This is a genomic window from Desulfosediminicola flagellatus (genome assembly GCF_005116655.2).
GTDB classification, from domain to species: Bacteria; Desulfobacterota; Desulfobulbia; order Desulfobulbales; family Desulfocapsaceae; genus Desulfopila; species Desulfopila flagellata.
The window spans coordinates 705,445-719,968 of record NZ_CP050698.1 but is presented as its reverse complement, the minus strand read 5'-3'; the positions used below and the strand labels follow the sequence as shown (position 1 = coordinate 719,968).

The 14,524-nt window shown below is 45.0% G+C and carries 9 protein-coding genes; 5 read left to right on the top strand and 4 right to left on the bottom strand.

All coding sequences use genetic code 11. The annotated features are described in order from the left end of the window. The first annotated feature begins 363 nt into the window (after positions 1 to 363). Complete coding sequence (truA, locus tag FCL46_RS03080; RefSeq protein WP_228723317.1) at positions 364 to 1,224, top strand: tRNA pseudouridine(38-40) synthase TruA; 861 nt, start codon at positions 364 to 366, stop codon at positions 1,222 to 1,224. Between the two features lie 55 nt (positions 1,225 to 1,279). Beyond that, the gene (locus tag FCL46_RS03075; RefSeq protein ID WP_136810238.1) at positions 1,280 to 1,615 is read left to right on the top strand and encodes a YajD family HNH nuclease; all 336 of its coding nucleotides are present in this window, start codon (positions 1,280 to 1,282) and stop codon (positions 1,613 to 1,615) included. A gap of 291 nt (positions 1,616 to 1,906) precedes the next feature. Here FCL46_RS03075 and FCL46_RS03070 read toward each other — a convergent pair whose 3' ends face one another. Together FCL46_RS03070 and FCL46_RS03065 are read right to left on the bottom strand one after the other, a co-directional pair. After that, positions 1,907 to 2,263, bottom strand: coding sequence for a YkgJ family cysteine cluster protein (locus FCL46_RS03070; RefSeq protein ID WP_167506065.1), 357 nt, complete (start codon positions 2,261 to 2,263; stop codon positions 1,907 to 1,909). 527 nt (positions 2,264 to 2,790) lie between these two features. Further along, on the bottom strand, positions 2,791 to 3,162 hold the full coding sequence (locus FCL46_RS03065) for a helix-turn-helix domain-containing protein (RefSeq protein ID WP_136810236.1): 372 nt from the start codon (positions 3,160 to 3,162) through the stop codon (positions 2,791 to 2,793). 675 nt (positions 3,163 to 3,837) lie between these two features. Here FCL46_RS03065 and FCL46_RS03060 point away from each other — a divergent pair. Further along, entirely contained in the window at positions 3,838 to 4,656 is an 819-nt protein-coding gene (locus FCL46_RS03060; RefSeq protein ID WP_167506064.1) for a substrate-binding domain-containing protein, read from the top strand. 4 nt (positions 4,657 to 4,660) lie between these two features. Continuing rightward, entirely contained in the window at positions 4,661 to 7,357 is a 2,697-nt protein-coding gene (locus tag FCL46_RS03055) for a hybrid sensor histidine kinase/response regulator (RefSeq protein ID WP_136810234.1), read from the top strand. Positions 7,358 to 7,605: 248 nt separating this feature from the next. Here the strand turns inward: FCL46_RS03055 and FCL46_RS03050 are convergent, their stop codons facing one another. Then, on the bottom strand, positions 7,606 to 8,235 hold the full coding sequence (locus FCL46_RS03050; protein WP_136810233.1) for a DUF2799 domain-containing protein: 630 nt from the start codon (positions 8,233 to 8,235) through the stop codon (positions 7,606 to 7,608). A gap of 1,197 nt (positions 8,236 to 9,432) precedes the next feature. Between FCL46_RS03050 and katG the strand changes: the two genes are divergently transcribed. Further along, positions 9,433 to 11,628: a catalase/peroxidase HPI gene (gene katG, locus FCL46_RS03045; RefSeq protein WP_136810232.1), complete on the top strand. Its 2,196-nt coding sequence runs from the start codon at positions 9,433 to 9,435 to the stop codon at positions 11,626 to 11,628. 170 nt (positions 11,629 to 11,798) lie between these two features. Here katG and FCL46_RS03040 read toward each other — a convergent pair whose 3' ends face one another. Then, positions 11,799 to 13,727 carry a putative bifunctional diguanylate cyclase/phosphodiesterase gene (locus FCL46_RS03040; protein WP_167506063.1) on the bottom strand — a complete coding sequence of 643 codons (1,929 nt, stop codon included), beginning with the start codon at positions 13,725 to 13,727 and terminating at the stop codon, positions 11,799 to 11,801. Positions 13,728 to 14,524: the final 797 nt, after the last annotated feature.

Below are 14,524 nucleotides of genomic sequence, written 5' to 3'. Positions count from 1 at the left end.
GGAAGGTCTGCCTGCAAAAGGAAGACCGCCGGAGTAATAGGATGGGCAGATATTTGATGTTATTCGAGCAGATTAACCTGGTCCGACTCCAATTGCCAATTATAGTAAGAATATACAGAGGTTCGTTTCGATTGAACTGATAACTGGGCGGGGAGAACCCGGGGTCGTTTCTTTACGTTGCACCGTGTATACATTGTACCGTGTATAATTAAATAGTTTCCATCCGAAAACTCAGTATTTTGCTCAAGATCAAGGCGCAGATCAGATTTTGAACACAGCTATATACCTGATATCGGAGTCTACGCCTACCTTCGAGGATAAAATCTTGAAAGCAACGAACTAAGCGTAGACTCCAAGAGTTATATGAAAAGCATCGTTTTCGGACAGGAACTACCTATCGGTAGACATCTGCTGAATTACTATAAGGATTGCATCATGACCAGAAAACCAACCACCCGTCGTTACAAGCTCACTCTGGAGTATGACGGTAAAAATTTCAGCGGATGGCAGAAACAGAAAGACGCCAGAACTGTGCAGGGCGATCTACTCAAAGGGGCAGCGCGTGTTTTTGGTGAGGATGCTACCATCGATATTCAAGGATGCGGTCGTACCGACGCCGGTGTACACGCCCTCGAATATGTTGCTCATCTTCAAGTGGCAAGTAAGCTGAAGCCACACGTTGTGGAGCAAATGCTGAATGAGACCTTGCCGAAGGATATTGCCGTTATGGCGGTTGAGCCGGCCGATCCACTGTTTCATGCCCGGCATAACTGTGTCGCCAGAAGCTATATCTATCAGCTGCGCAGTAGCAAATCAGCTTTCGGCAAACGATACAGCTGGTGGGTACGCGAGAAGCTGGATATCGATGCAATGCGAAGCGCAGCTCTTCTCATGGAAGGAATGCATGATTTTGCAGCATTTGCTGAAAAAAAAGAGCTTAAAAAATCTACAAAAGTGCTTATCCACAAGGTAGATGTCGTTGAGGATCAGGATGCAATCCGTATTCGTGTAGTTGGCTCTCATTTTCTCTGGCACATGGTGCGTCGAATAGTTGGTGTACTGGTTGAAGTCGGTTGTCACCGGCTGACAGAAGATGATATTCGGGGGCTGTGCAGCGGAAGTGCATCGGAGATTCCATCACATCATACTGCTCCGGCAGCAGGGCTCTTTTTTGAAAAGGCCTGTTATGACAAACAACTTCTGGATGATTTTGTGAGGGACTGAAAGCGGTAATGCTTTCAGCATAATGTGATTTTTCTATATTTACACGTAGACGCTAATGAAAAAAATTGAATACCGCGAACAGGCGCTGAAAATCCTGCCCTGGGTCTGTGCCAGCTGCGGCCGTGATTTTACAGGCAAGAAGCTGCGGGAGCTGACCGTTCATCATAAAGATCATAATTATAAGAACAATCCTCCCGATGGCAGCAACTGGGAGATGTTGTGCATTTACTGCCACGACAACGAGCACTCCCGGTTAATTGATGCTGAATTACTACCCACGCATAATTCAGATGGTGATAAACAACCACTTTCCACACATACCCCTTTTGCCAATCTCCTGGACAAGATGAAGGCTAAAGGCGGGAAAGGCGGCGGCGATACATCCAAATGAGTGTCGAACAACCGTGACGACTTCCGGTGTTCAGTATACCCATGAGTAACTCATTGTTGATAACGCCCCTGGAAATTTTAGAATTTTTTTTTGAGGGGGGTTGGACCAAGTTAACGATGTGCTTCTTAAAAACAGCACCGTAAGGTGCTGTTGGCTCTTGAAGCACGTGTGCTTCACCGCAAGAAATAATGTAATGATGAGAAAGGTAGTAATTCTTAAAAGAGAGTTTTAACGGGAAAACGGGGATTCCTGGGATACAACGATCACTTCCAGTCACATATCTATGGCGATTCAAGCAAGTTGGGTTAGTCCGACTCCCGATTGCTGAATCCTTTTCCTATTTGAATCACAGACTTCATCCTGACTTTTTTTTCCAGGATACTTTCTACAAATCGCTGGTCGTGCTTCATATACATTACAAGAATAATCGCCATTATTCTCATTTAAGAAAATACACTCTCCGTTTTTTTTAAAATCTAAAAAATATACTTCAACTGCCCCACCTTTTTGGTTCGTAAAAGCATCAAAGGGCAAGGCTGTTTTCTTTTCTAACTCGAAAATATCATGTTGAGATAATACGACAAAAGGATAGTTTTTACAGCACTCAGCACATTTTATACATATCTCACTGCTTATTTTGTTCTCCACTGACAAATATATCCTATAAGTATATCGTATTGTTACGAATAAAGATTTTCCCGTCATGCTTCCCCAATTCGTACGGGGCCAACCTGCTAACGAGCTTGTAGAAGATGTCTATTTTGACATTTCCACATTACAAACACGTGGTCTCTCATGATGTGAATATCACAGAATGAATGGTAAAGGAAATGTTACAAGCCAATAAGCAGCACTTAATGGTTGTAAAATGGGGGGCTGCACTGCCTTGAACCATCCAAACGAACAAGAGTCAAGGGTAAACATGACTTCGTGCTTTTCATACTGACAATCTGGTTTGGAGGAGTTGTAATTTTAAAAGGGAGTTTCCAGCGAAAAAAGAGATTTCTAAGCGCAGGGTCGATCTTTGTAAAGCACACATCTGCATTGATTTAAGAAGGTGAAATCAGTCCGACCCCAACTGACACACTTGAGCAATCAGACGCCTGAAATTACATTTTAAAAACTTAGTATTCCTGCGACATCCGAGCCGACTCATCCGTCATTACACTTATCCATTATTCAAGTCGAGACTTCAGGATATCACACGACAGACATTTGGCAGTTTTTTCCTCGAGAGAACAGCCCTTCGTGCAGCAGCACTTAGTCCCCGAAATAAACCAGCAAAGATGTCCACAGTTATACTCCCAGGCAGGGCATTGCTCCTTCAACCCGCATTGCTTCACTTCCCAACATGGGGGAGCGCTCTCCACGTGTTTCCGGCGATTGCTCAGCAGAAAAAATACCTGTCGCTCAATATAATTCGGGATTTTTCTCCATCCCTGTTCGTAACTGTGAATAGTCTTTATAGATACTCCAAGAAGTTCGGCTATTTCTTTTTGCGTTTTACCCAGTCTGTTCCTGTACTTAACAAAATTTTCAGATTCCACACCAACCTCCTTATATTGAATTCTATTTTACCATTCAATATAATACTGAAGTGCTGACAGGGCAAGTTGTATCAATTTAAGACCAGTACCTATCATCACATTGTACGTCGTTACGATACGTCTTAAAAGTATGTGGTGGAATCTAATTCGATCGAAAATCTTGCACAAAGGCCCATTAGTGGTGCTGCCAGCTGGACACTTACGCTCACTGCCCGCCTTCCGGATGTGAAAACTAGGAGGCCATCCGCGATTAGGCAGTTCTTCTCAAATCGAAGAAATTTGATAATAACAAGCGGAGACATATGCCTGATGGTTCAAGCATTGGCCGGGCAAGTATGCAGGTGAACACTTGATTCCTTCAGTCATTGACAATAGAATTCATCAATATCACCTTACAGTCTGCATTACGCAGTCTCAAAAGAGAATGACTGATACGGGTATGCGGGGATAGCTTCTGGTATCATTCTTCCAGGAGGCTGTCCGCCGATGTCCTTCCGCCCATATCGTCGTTATATTGGAATATTAATGCTCGCAATGTTATATACCTATGGCTGCGCTTATTTTTTGAAAATTCCGAAGATTTTGGACAAAAAGCCATTCCCGGACGGCCTCTCTGGTTAACCCCCTGAAATAATTATTATTTCTCAGAAAACACAATGCGTTAACGTTATGACTATGAACAAATTGACTCTCGCTGCCCTGCTTGTGCTAGGCCCCTTTCTATGGGCTCAATCAATAGTGGCCGAAACCCTTGTGATTCCAGGTACCGGAGCATCCGAATCAATATTAAAAAAAATAGCAGCATCCTATAATAAACACCATCCGGAGCATAGCGTGGTAATTCCCTCAAGCGTAGGATCAGGCGGAGGTATTAATAGCTTACTGAGCAATGATTCTGTGCTGGCCAGGGTTGCAAGGCCGCTAAATGATACAGAGGTCGGCCAGGGACTCACGTACCAAGTTTTTGCAAAAGATAGCATCGTGTTTGCTGTGGGTAGTAAAGTCAATGTAGACACCCTTTCCAGTACCCAGTTAATAGGAATTTTTTCAGGAGAAATAGACAATTGGCAGGACGTTGGAGCCAATATCGCCAACATACGTGTATTGCTAAGAGAAGCGAATGACTCATCTCTTACAATCATACAAAATCATATTGAGCCATTTAGAACCATTACGTTCACAGATAAAGGAAAGGTTCTATATCACGAGTATGAAATGGTAGATGCGTTGTTGAAATACAAAAGAGCTATTGGCTGGCTCGCCCAATCTTCCATACCGGCAGGTAGTCAGATAAAACCAGTAGGTATCGATAGCATAATGCCCAGTAAAAACAACGTTCTGTCAGGCAAGTATCCTTTTGTGGGAGATTACGCCATTATCTACAAAGAAACACGACTCACGGATCTTGCCAGAAGTTTTCTTGATTATCTCTTTTCTGATGAAGGCAAGCGGGAACTCGTGCGAAATGGACTCGTCCCGGTAGGACGACATTAATACTATGAAGCGCACATATTCTTTGGCTTACCCAATCATCATCCTGCTTGCATTTGTCAGTTTAGGTACAATATTCGCGACATATCATATCGGCAGCAGAGCTCTTGAGCAGAGTCTCATCGTGCGAGAGTATGAAAAAAGCAAGCAGATACGACTCCTTGTCAAATCGATTATCGCGGAAAAGCTTGATAAACTTCTGATGCTATCGAAGATGCTGGAAACCCATCGTGATATTATTGATCTGCTGACCCATGACACAGTTTCCGGCAGCCAAAATGTATCCTTGTCAGAAGTAATGGAACGAACGAATCTCGATTTGGTCGCCGACCGTGTAACCGTTACGAACAGGGAGGGAACCCGTATATATTCAAGCGAGTCAATACACGATCCGGCAGAACTGAAAAATATATGGGGTCTGGATGAGGCTCTTGATGGGGAACAAATAGTAGTAACCTCGAAAACACGCGACAATTGGGTCGTCAGGGTATTAGGCCCCATAACATCAGCAAATGAAATCATTGGCGCCATTATTTTGACGATTCGGGTCAACACTGAGTTTGCCGACAAAATCGGCGCTGCAACGCACACCCAGATTTCTTTTCTGGAATTGAGCGGGGCCGCAGTTGGTGCTCGAGTACCACTTCCAGCTGAAGCAAAATCCTCTCTCGAAACGTTTTTGTCCCAATGGGATGATTCACTGGAGCAGGATAAGGTTTTCTTCTTCGAAGACAGCGATAACGAATGCATGTTCATGTTTGCCCCGTTACGGATAACTGATGAATCCTTCTTTCTGGTGGTGCGTAGCGATATCAGTTCGATGTATAGCCTCATGCACAATGAAAAGAAGAGAATGGTGAACTCTTCGTTTATCCTTTTTGCCATCGCCGCTCTCATTGGATCTATATTTGCTTACAGTTTCACAAAACCGTTAAGGCGCTTACGCTTAAAAGCCGAGACATTGGCTAAACGCTATTCGGCTGAGCCAATTACCACGTTTGAGGGCAATGAGATTCAGACTTTGGTGAAGACATTTGATGTAATGGTCAAATCTGTTGATGGTCACATTGCTAAACGCAACCAGGCAGAAATCGCCCTGCAGGAATCTATTGCCAAGGTTCAGGAAGCCACCAGAGCTAAAAGTGTATTCCTTGCCAATATGAGTCATGAAATCCGTACACCTATGAACGGAGTGGTTGGCATGACTGGTCTTTTACTTGAAAGCGAGTTGACTCCAGAACAGCTACAGTATGCGTTAACTGCAAAGAGCAGCGCAGATTCGCTTCTCACAGTGATTAACGACATCCTGGATTACTCCAAAGTCGAGGCCGGCAAGCTGGATCTTGATAGTCAGGACTTTGACCTCAGAAGCACAATAGAAGATGTAACTGATGTCCTGGCTGTCAGTGCTCACGCAAAAGGACTTGAATTGGCTGTTATGATGGGTAATGAGATTCCTGCCTTTGTTCGAGGTGATTCCGGACGGCTTCGCCAGATCCTGACGAACCTGGCTAACAATGCCATCAAGTTTACACAAAAGGGCGAAGTGGTAATTCGAACTTCTCTTGAAACAGAAGATGACACTCATGCAACGGTGCGCTGCAGTGTAACGGATACCGGTATCGGGATTCCTCAAGACCGCCTTAATGGTTTATTCCAATCATTTTCGCAGGTGGACGCCTCTACTACCCGCCAATATGGTGGTACAGGGCTGGGACTTGCCATTTCCAAAGAACTCATCGAGTTGATGGCTGGTGAGATTGGGGTGTTAAGTGAATCTGGCAAAGGGTCAACATTTTGGTTTACGGTTCCTCTTGAAAAACAGTCGGGAGATCAACCCCTCAAGACGTTTATGCCTCAGGATATCGGTACAAAACGTATCATGATGGTCGATGACAATGCTACGAGCCGGCAGGTAATAAAAGAACATCTCCAATCCTGCAATTGTCGCCTGGAAGATGCAACCGATGGTCAACAAGCTCTTGATAAACTGCGTCAGGCGGTAAGAGATGATGATCCCTTTGATATTGCCCTCCTGGATATGCACATGCCACAGATGGGCGGGGAGGATCTCGGCCGAAGAATCAAGAGTAATCCGGACCTCAGGCAAACCATTCTTGTCATGCTTACGCCTCTTGGTCAACTGGTGGACACTTCCTGGAAAAAGGAGATCGGTTTTGCTGCGTATCTGACGAAGCCGTTAAAGCGAAAAGCACTTTTTGACTGCCTTGCAATGATCACCGAAAAAAGGGTTGAAGCAAAAACTGCCCCCCTACCTACGCTAGGATTAGATGACCCGGCGATTAAGGCGCGGAGAAGTCTGGTTCACATACTCGTTGCCGAAGACAACACGACCAACCAGAAGGTCGTACTAACAATACTTAAGAAATTAGGCTATCAGGCTAGCGCGGTGGCAAACGGCCGGGAAGCGGTCAATGCCTTAAAAAGGATTCCCTACGATCTGGTCCTTATGGATGTCCAGATGCCGGAAATGGATGGAGTAGAGGCCACCGGTATTATACGAAATTCCGAATCTTCAATAATTAATTCTAAGGTTCCGATTATCGCTCTCACCGCTCATGCCATGAAGGGAGACCTGGAAAAATGTATCAATGCTGGTATGGATGACTATACCGTGAAACCTATTGATCCTAAAACGTTACTTAAGAAGATCGAAAAATGGACAGCAGGCCGGGAAGTATGAGATAGATCTACACCTCAACTCATCAGCAATGTGTAACGAATTGAGTAAATGGAGTCAAAATACATTCAACGCTGTCCGGACTGCCCCCCTTCCCCTCAACTCGATTTTATTGTCGAAAAATTAATGCTCGCAGGTAGCGTAGACTCCGATATCAGCTATATGGCTATACGTAATTTTCCGACAAGCCCCTGATTTCAGAAAAAAAATGATCTATCTGATTATCTCCTGGCCCACTACAATTCTTCCGATTAGTACTGGGAATTGTAATCATGATATTTATTTTGAAGAAAAATCAGATGATCTTGGAGTTGATACTTCTCATCATAAAGCTGTTCTCTTTTCAGTTCCAGGCTCTCCAATTCTGATTTGAGATCCTGTATATTTTCATACAGTTCACGGCGTTTATTTTGAGAAGCTGATGTGGAAAAAAGTTTCTTTTCCTGTGATGTTATCTGAGATTCGAGTGAATTGAGCTTACGGTTAATTGTCTCTATCTCGCGTTTGGCTGAGTTGAGTTCCGAGGTTGCCAGGTATATGTCCCGTCCAGCATCATATCCGCTGAGAAATTGATGCTCCATTTCCCCTTGGCAGATGCCGTTGTATGTGTATCCCGTCAAGCCTTTATTATATCCGTTCCGGGAAGTACAGAAGCCTGAAAGCCCTTCAGCATAGCCGTGTTTATATGACTGAAGATTGGGGGTGATTCCATGATCGGCACACGCTTTACGATGCAAACCTATTCTATCCAATGATTGACCATGCAGTGCATCTTCATAGCCAATCATCATCCAATCGGCATTAAGACATTCGTTTTTACTCAGGCTTGCGCAACCAGAGAGCAACAAACTAGCTGAAATCAGTACGGGTAATACTTTCAAGACAAACTCCTTAAAATGTCAAAATCGTAATTCTTGCATTAGTAGTAGATAGAATGGCCAGATTCTTCTATCTCATTTTCGGGTAGGAACCTCCCAAACGGAAGCAATATATTGAATATCACAGCTAATGACAGGTAAAACTTCCTTTATAGTCAAATTAGAGAAATAACGTTGGAGACTTAAGTATTTCTAGTTGTCTAATCTTGCAAAGGTTCGGTCAAAGCATGGCAATTGACATCCTGAATTTCTGAATAAGAAACTGGGATTTTTTCACTCACTTCCCCGTTACGCCCTGACAAACATATAGCGTCCCCAAGTATCCTCCTGAGAGTTTCGGGCTTTCTGACACGCTGTTAAGTGTATCGACGCATTTGCCTTCATCATTGAGTGCTCTGCACTTAAAGTCTTCTTCGTAAGGATTGATGATAGGCGAACAGATTGTTACTACCTCTTTTCAGTAGGGATGACCTGAAAAAAGTGTGGGAAAAGCTGGTGGTAACGGGTGTTTTAAAACGAGATGAGGTACAATAATGTCAGAAGTTGAGGTTCTCAGAAAATCCGCGTAAGCCACTCTATTTATTATTTAAAATCCTTCTCAGTAGAAATACGGTGTAATACTTTCATAGATGCTGCAAATAGTACATTTAGTATTACTCCGTCACATTGTTTGTTGTTAGGCCTCATGCTACAATTTCACAGATAGTCTTAAGCTGCCAACCGACAAAACCAAACCAGCTGTAAGGCAGGAACGAAAAGGTACGGTTTCGGCGTCTGCTCTTCATAACAGACTGTTATTATCTCATTATATTCTCAAAGAGAATCTGTCATGATTTCATTTTACCGCCGATAGGTTTGTAAAATGACTAGAAACAGACTGTCAAACCACATGCAATATAGGGAATACATTCAATACTATGACCCCAAAATACATCAGAGGTTGAGCGGGAAGATAAATCATACCCGTAGGTTTTCGTTCAAATGTCCACGCTGGTCCAGATTGTCATACTTTTTTTAGAGAAATAGATAATGAAAAACGCCTGATTGCTTTCAAAATCGGGCATTTTCACTCGCTCTATATCGGGACTATTGTCGCTTTTTATCAAGGATCAGGAGATAGGCTTGACGTATTGAAATGCTAAAGGATTGAAACCTTTAGTAACAACAATATACTCAACCAACACAACTTAGGAGGAAGTAATGCGCAAGAAAACCATACTACTGGTCGCAGCCCTAGCGATCGCGATTGCGCCAGCGGCACAATCGGAGAATCTGTTCAGTGGAAAAGCCAAGCCAAACAGCTTCTGGTGGCCGAATCAGGTGGACATTAGCCCTCTACGTGACCACGATAGCAAATCCAATCCGTACGGTGATGACTTCGACTACGCCAAGGCGTTCAATAGCGTCGATCTCAAGGCACTGAAAGCGGACATCGAAAAAGTACTCACCACGTCACAAGACTGGTGGCCGGCAGACTGGGGCCACTATGGTGGCTTGATGATCAGGATGGCCTGGCATAGCGCAGGAACCTACCGCGTACATGACGGACGCGGCGGTGCCGATGGCGGCCAGCAACGCTTCGAACCACTTAACAGTTGGCCTGATAATGCCAGCCTGGACAAAGCGCGGCGCCTGTTGTGGCCGATCAAACAGAAATACGGGCGTAATGTATCCTGGGCAGATCTGATGATACTTACCGGTAACGTCGCGCTGGAATCGATGGGTTTCGAAACTCTGGGCTTCGCCGGTGGCCGAGTGGACGACTGGGAATCTGACCTCGTGTACTGGGGCCCCGAGACCAAAATGCTTGGCAACGACAAACGTTACAATAAGGAAGGCGAACTCGAAAAGCCTTTGGCGGCATTGCAGATGGGTCTGATCTATGTGAACCCGGAAGGCCCAAGTGGTAATCTCGATCCGGTCTCTGCTGCCAACGACATACGAGAATCATTCGGCAGAATGGCGATGAATGATGAAGAGACTGTAGCGTTGATCGCCGGTGGGCACACCCTGGGCAAGAACCACGGTGCAGTGAAAGCTGACTGTGTAGGCCCAGAGCCTGCCGGTGCTGCTATCGAAGAGCAGGGACTGGGCTGGAAGAATAGGTGTGGTAAAGGCAATGCTGAAGACACCATAACCAGCGGCCTGGAAGGTGCCTGGACCGAAACGCCTACCACATGGTCCAGCTTGTTCCTCAGTAATCTCTTCTCGTTCGAGTGGCAGAAGCATGTTACTCCTGCCGGCGCTACGGTGTGGATACCAACAGATGAAAGTGCACATACAATCGTACCTGACGCCCATGTCAAAGGTAAATATAACCCGCCTGTCATGCTTACGACTGACCTCGCTCTGAAGGAAGACCCAGGCTTCCGCAAGATCGCCGAGCGTTTCCTGAAGAACCCGGAAGAGTTCGACCAGGCTTTTGCCAAGGCATGGTTCAAGCTGACACATCGTGACCTGGGTCCGCGGGCCCGTTACGTGGGCAGTGAGATTCCAGAAGAAGTATTCATCTGGCAGGATCCGGTTCCGGCTTCCGATTATACGATAAGCACCACAGAGGCGGAAGATCTGAAAGCGAAGATCCTGAAATCCGGCTTGACAGTACCTGCATTGGTCAGAGCGGCATGGGCATCAGCTTCTACCTATCGCGGCTCAGATATGCGCGGTGGCGCCAACGGTGCGCGTGTCAGACTTGCTCCGCAGAAGGACTGGGAAGCCAACGACCCGAAAGAACTGGCCAGCGTGCTGAAGACACTTGAAAAAGTCCAAAAAAACTCCGGCAGCAAAGTCTCCATCGCAGACCTGATCGTGCTCGGTGGTGCTGCAGCTATCGAGAAGGCGGCAAAAGATGCTGGTTACGAGATCAAGGTTCCATTCAAACCGGGTCGTGGTGACGCGACACAGGAAATGACCGACGTGCATTCGTTCGATGTACTGGAGCCGAAGGCAGATGCCTTCCGTAACTACTACAACGACGGTGCTTATGGTTCTCCTGCTGACATGCTGATCGAGAAGGCCGACTTGTTGGCCCTGACAGTACCGGAGATGACCGCACTGGTCGGTGGTATGCGGGCATTAGGCGCTAATGCCGGCGGCTTGAAGCATGGTGTATTCACCGACAAGCCGGGACAGCTGAGCAACGATTTCTTCGCCAACCTTCTCGACATGTCTACCACGTGGGCACCATCGAAGGAAGAAGGCGTGTACGAGGGGCATGATCGTATCAGCGGCAAGCTGAAATGGACTGCGACACCTGTCGACCTGGTATTCGGTTCCAACTCAGAACTCAGGGCAGTCGCTGAAGCCTATGCCTCTGAGGATGGCGAGAAGAAGTTCATCGACGACTTCGTCAAGGCCTGGACCAAGGTGATGAACAACGACCGCTTCGAGATTTGAAGATAGTTTACTCACCAATAGAATCAAGCCCCTCCTAATCAGGAGGGGCTTTTTTAATAATCCGGCAAATTAATGAACAAATGGGGTCAGTATAAAATTACATATTGTATCGATATATAGGGCTTAATTTCACTCAAAACCCATTTAGTTTCTTACTTTCAGAGAAAACATCACTCCGTTGTATTCTCTTTTATTACGCTCAATAGGTTATCATAGACCAGCGGCTTAGAGAGATAGTATCCTTGTAGACTATCGCATCCAATTTGTTGCAGGTAGTTCATCTGTTCTTCGGTCTCCACACCTTCCGCAATAACATTCAGGTTATAAATCTTTGCTAGCTTTCGTATAATATCTACCATTTTGTGAAGGTGGTCAGACTCGGAGAAAAGGCCCTGAACAAAACTTTTATCAATTTTTAAACAATCAACCGGATAGTGAATTAACTGATTGAATGCTGTATAGCCAGTACCAAAGTCATCCAGTGAGAGGGTTACCCCCAGAGCCTTTAGGCTGTGCAACGTTGCAGAACTCTGCTGATCGCTTTCCATCAGACTTGTTTCTGTCACTTCAAGAACTACCCGACTCGGATCAACATTATACTTACTGAGCAATTGACCGACCTGATCTGGAAACGTAGGATTGTGTAATTCGACAGTTGAAATATTTATGGAAATTTTTCCTGTATACCCGGTCTCCTGCTGCAACTTCCCAAAACTGCCAAGTGCATGTTCGATAACCCAAAGATCAAGTTTTTTGATCAGACCGCTAGATTCTGCAATCGGTATAAACGTATCCGGGCCTATCCCGCGAAGCGCTTCAGCTTGACATCTCAAAAGGACTTCAACTGACGTTATTGCCAGATTTGAGCTGGCATATATCGGCTGGTACATCAACGTAAAGCGATCTTCGGCAAGAGCTTGCTGCAGACCGACCTCTATTGCCTGACGCTCTGATATTGAACGTGCGATATCCTCGGTATAAAATTGATAACTGTTTTTCCCGTTTCGTTTCGATTGGTACATGGCTGTATCTGCCTGCTTAAGCAAAACCTCAGCACTGACAGGTTCATCTTGCGATATAGCAATGCCAATAGAAACGGTGACCTGCAGATCCAGACCGTCAAGGGTAAAGCCGTCCTTACAGATACCGAGAATACGTTCAGCAACAACGACGATTTCTTCGGCGCAGCTCGCTCCTGCAATGGTCACAGCAAACTCATCACCTGCCAGCCGGGCTATCCCCTCATCGTTAATTATCATCGAAGTCCTGTCGGTAGGCCGCACACAGTTGAACAACCTGTTACCAAACTCTACAAGAAGTTCGTCGCCAACATGGTGACCATGGACATCATTGACCTGTTTGAAATTATCCAGGTCAACATACAGTAGTGCCAGGATCTTCTTTTCATGATCGAAACGATCGATCATTTTTTGCAGCCAGTGATTAAAACTTGATCGATTCGCAAGCCCGGTCAGGCTGTCAAAGAAGGCGAGTCTCTGCATATCCTGTTCATGGAGACTGACAATACAGTCCAGCGCCTTTTCCTTGTGATACACACCCAGTGATGAGATGCATGACATAGCCGTGAGGGTAAAGAGAAAACGTGAGGATTCAACGTTTGTATAGCTTGCTATAAGCGGGTGAAGATTAGGTAAGTACAATATCAGCGCACTCAGGAGCAGAAGCATGCTGGCGAGTACCAGCCCAACCGCAAAGCGATTAACCAGAAGACATATCGCCATAATCGGATAAATCCAGAGAATCCCCGTACTCTCAATCCCCCCCGTGATTAGTAGTGTCAGGCAAAGAATAATGAGAATACAATTCAATACGAACAGTGTGTATGTATCTCTTTTTCTTAATCGATAATAGAGTAAATTGAGCGTGCCTGTCACACTACACGCAAGAAGTACTAACCCAAGACCCCAAAGACCATTGCTTAAATTCTTGTATGAGAATATCAGCAGAAAGAACACTCCTACAAGAGTAAGGTGATGTATCATTTTCTGCCGGTAGTCCTGAGCCGTTTCAGCAAGCCTGTTAAACTCTGTTATGAACGTTGAGGTAGATTTTTTTGGTAATTCAAGGATTGGTGACACTGGGTAACTCTCTTTGGATAGCATTGCTTGTCAGGGGCTTACGCATAATATTGTTTGACAACATTCCAGAAATTTTATGTGTAAGTCCTTCGCGAAAGGCGGATAATGAAATAGATATTCAGCCACTTGAAAAAAGATGAGAAACGTACCTGTTTCAAAAGATCAACTCAAGGAACCAGGCAGCAATATTGATTATCTGTATAAATCTGAAATACGTATCAATTTGTATAAATTTTGTAACTATTCAGCCAAGATCTCATGCTTACCCTTTCCTGGAAGCTGTAACTGTTTAGCAGTGCTCCACATGGCCTCAAACGGTACGATTCGCTATAGTATGCCTATGCGTAGCGGCCCGATCGGGGTTAAGTAAGCCAAGACTCCGGGTCGTGCTGCTGAATAGTTACTACTATTTTGAAATATTAGACTGCTGTGTATACACAGCTATTACTAACTCAACCTATCAGCAGCAATACGCTAACCAAACCTGTATCTTTCGATTCGCCCTGGCTTGAATATTTTACCGATAGTCTCTTGGCACAACGCACTCATCTAGCAGGTTCAGCAACCTTTTGCAACCGATACGAAAGATACTTTAATGAGGTTTTCCCACATTTGCTTACATTTCAAATAATTGGCCAGGGAGACTGAAATATCAATATAAACTGAATGTTCAGTTGCAATTTGAGAGCGCATTCTAGTGAATCAACTTGGTCCGCCCCCCATTTTTTTGTCTTAAGATTACTTATAATTTGACAAGAAGGAGCCCTAACACAAAAATGCCCATCCTTCCAATCGTA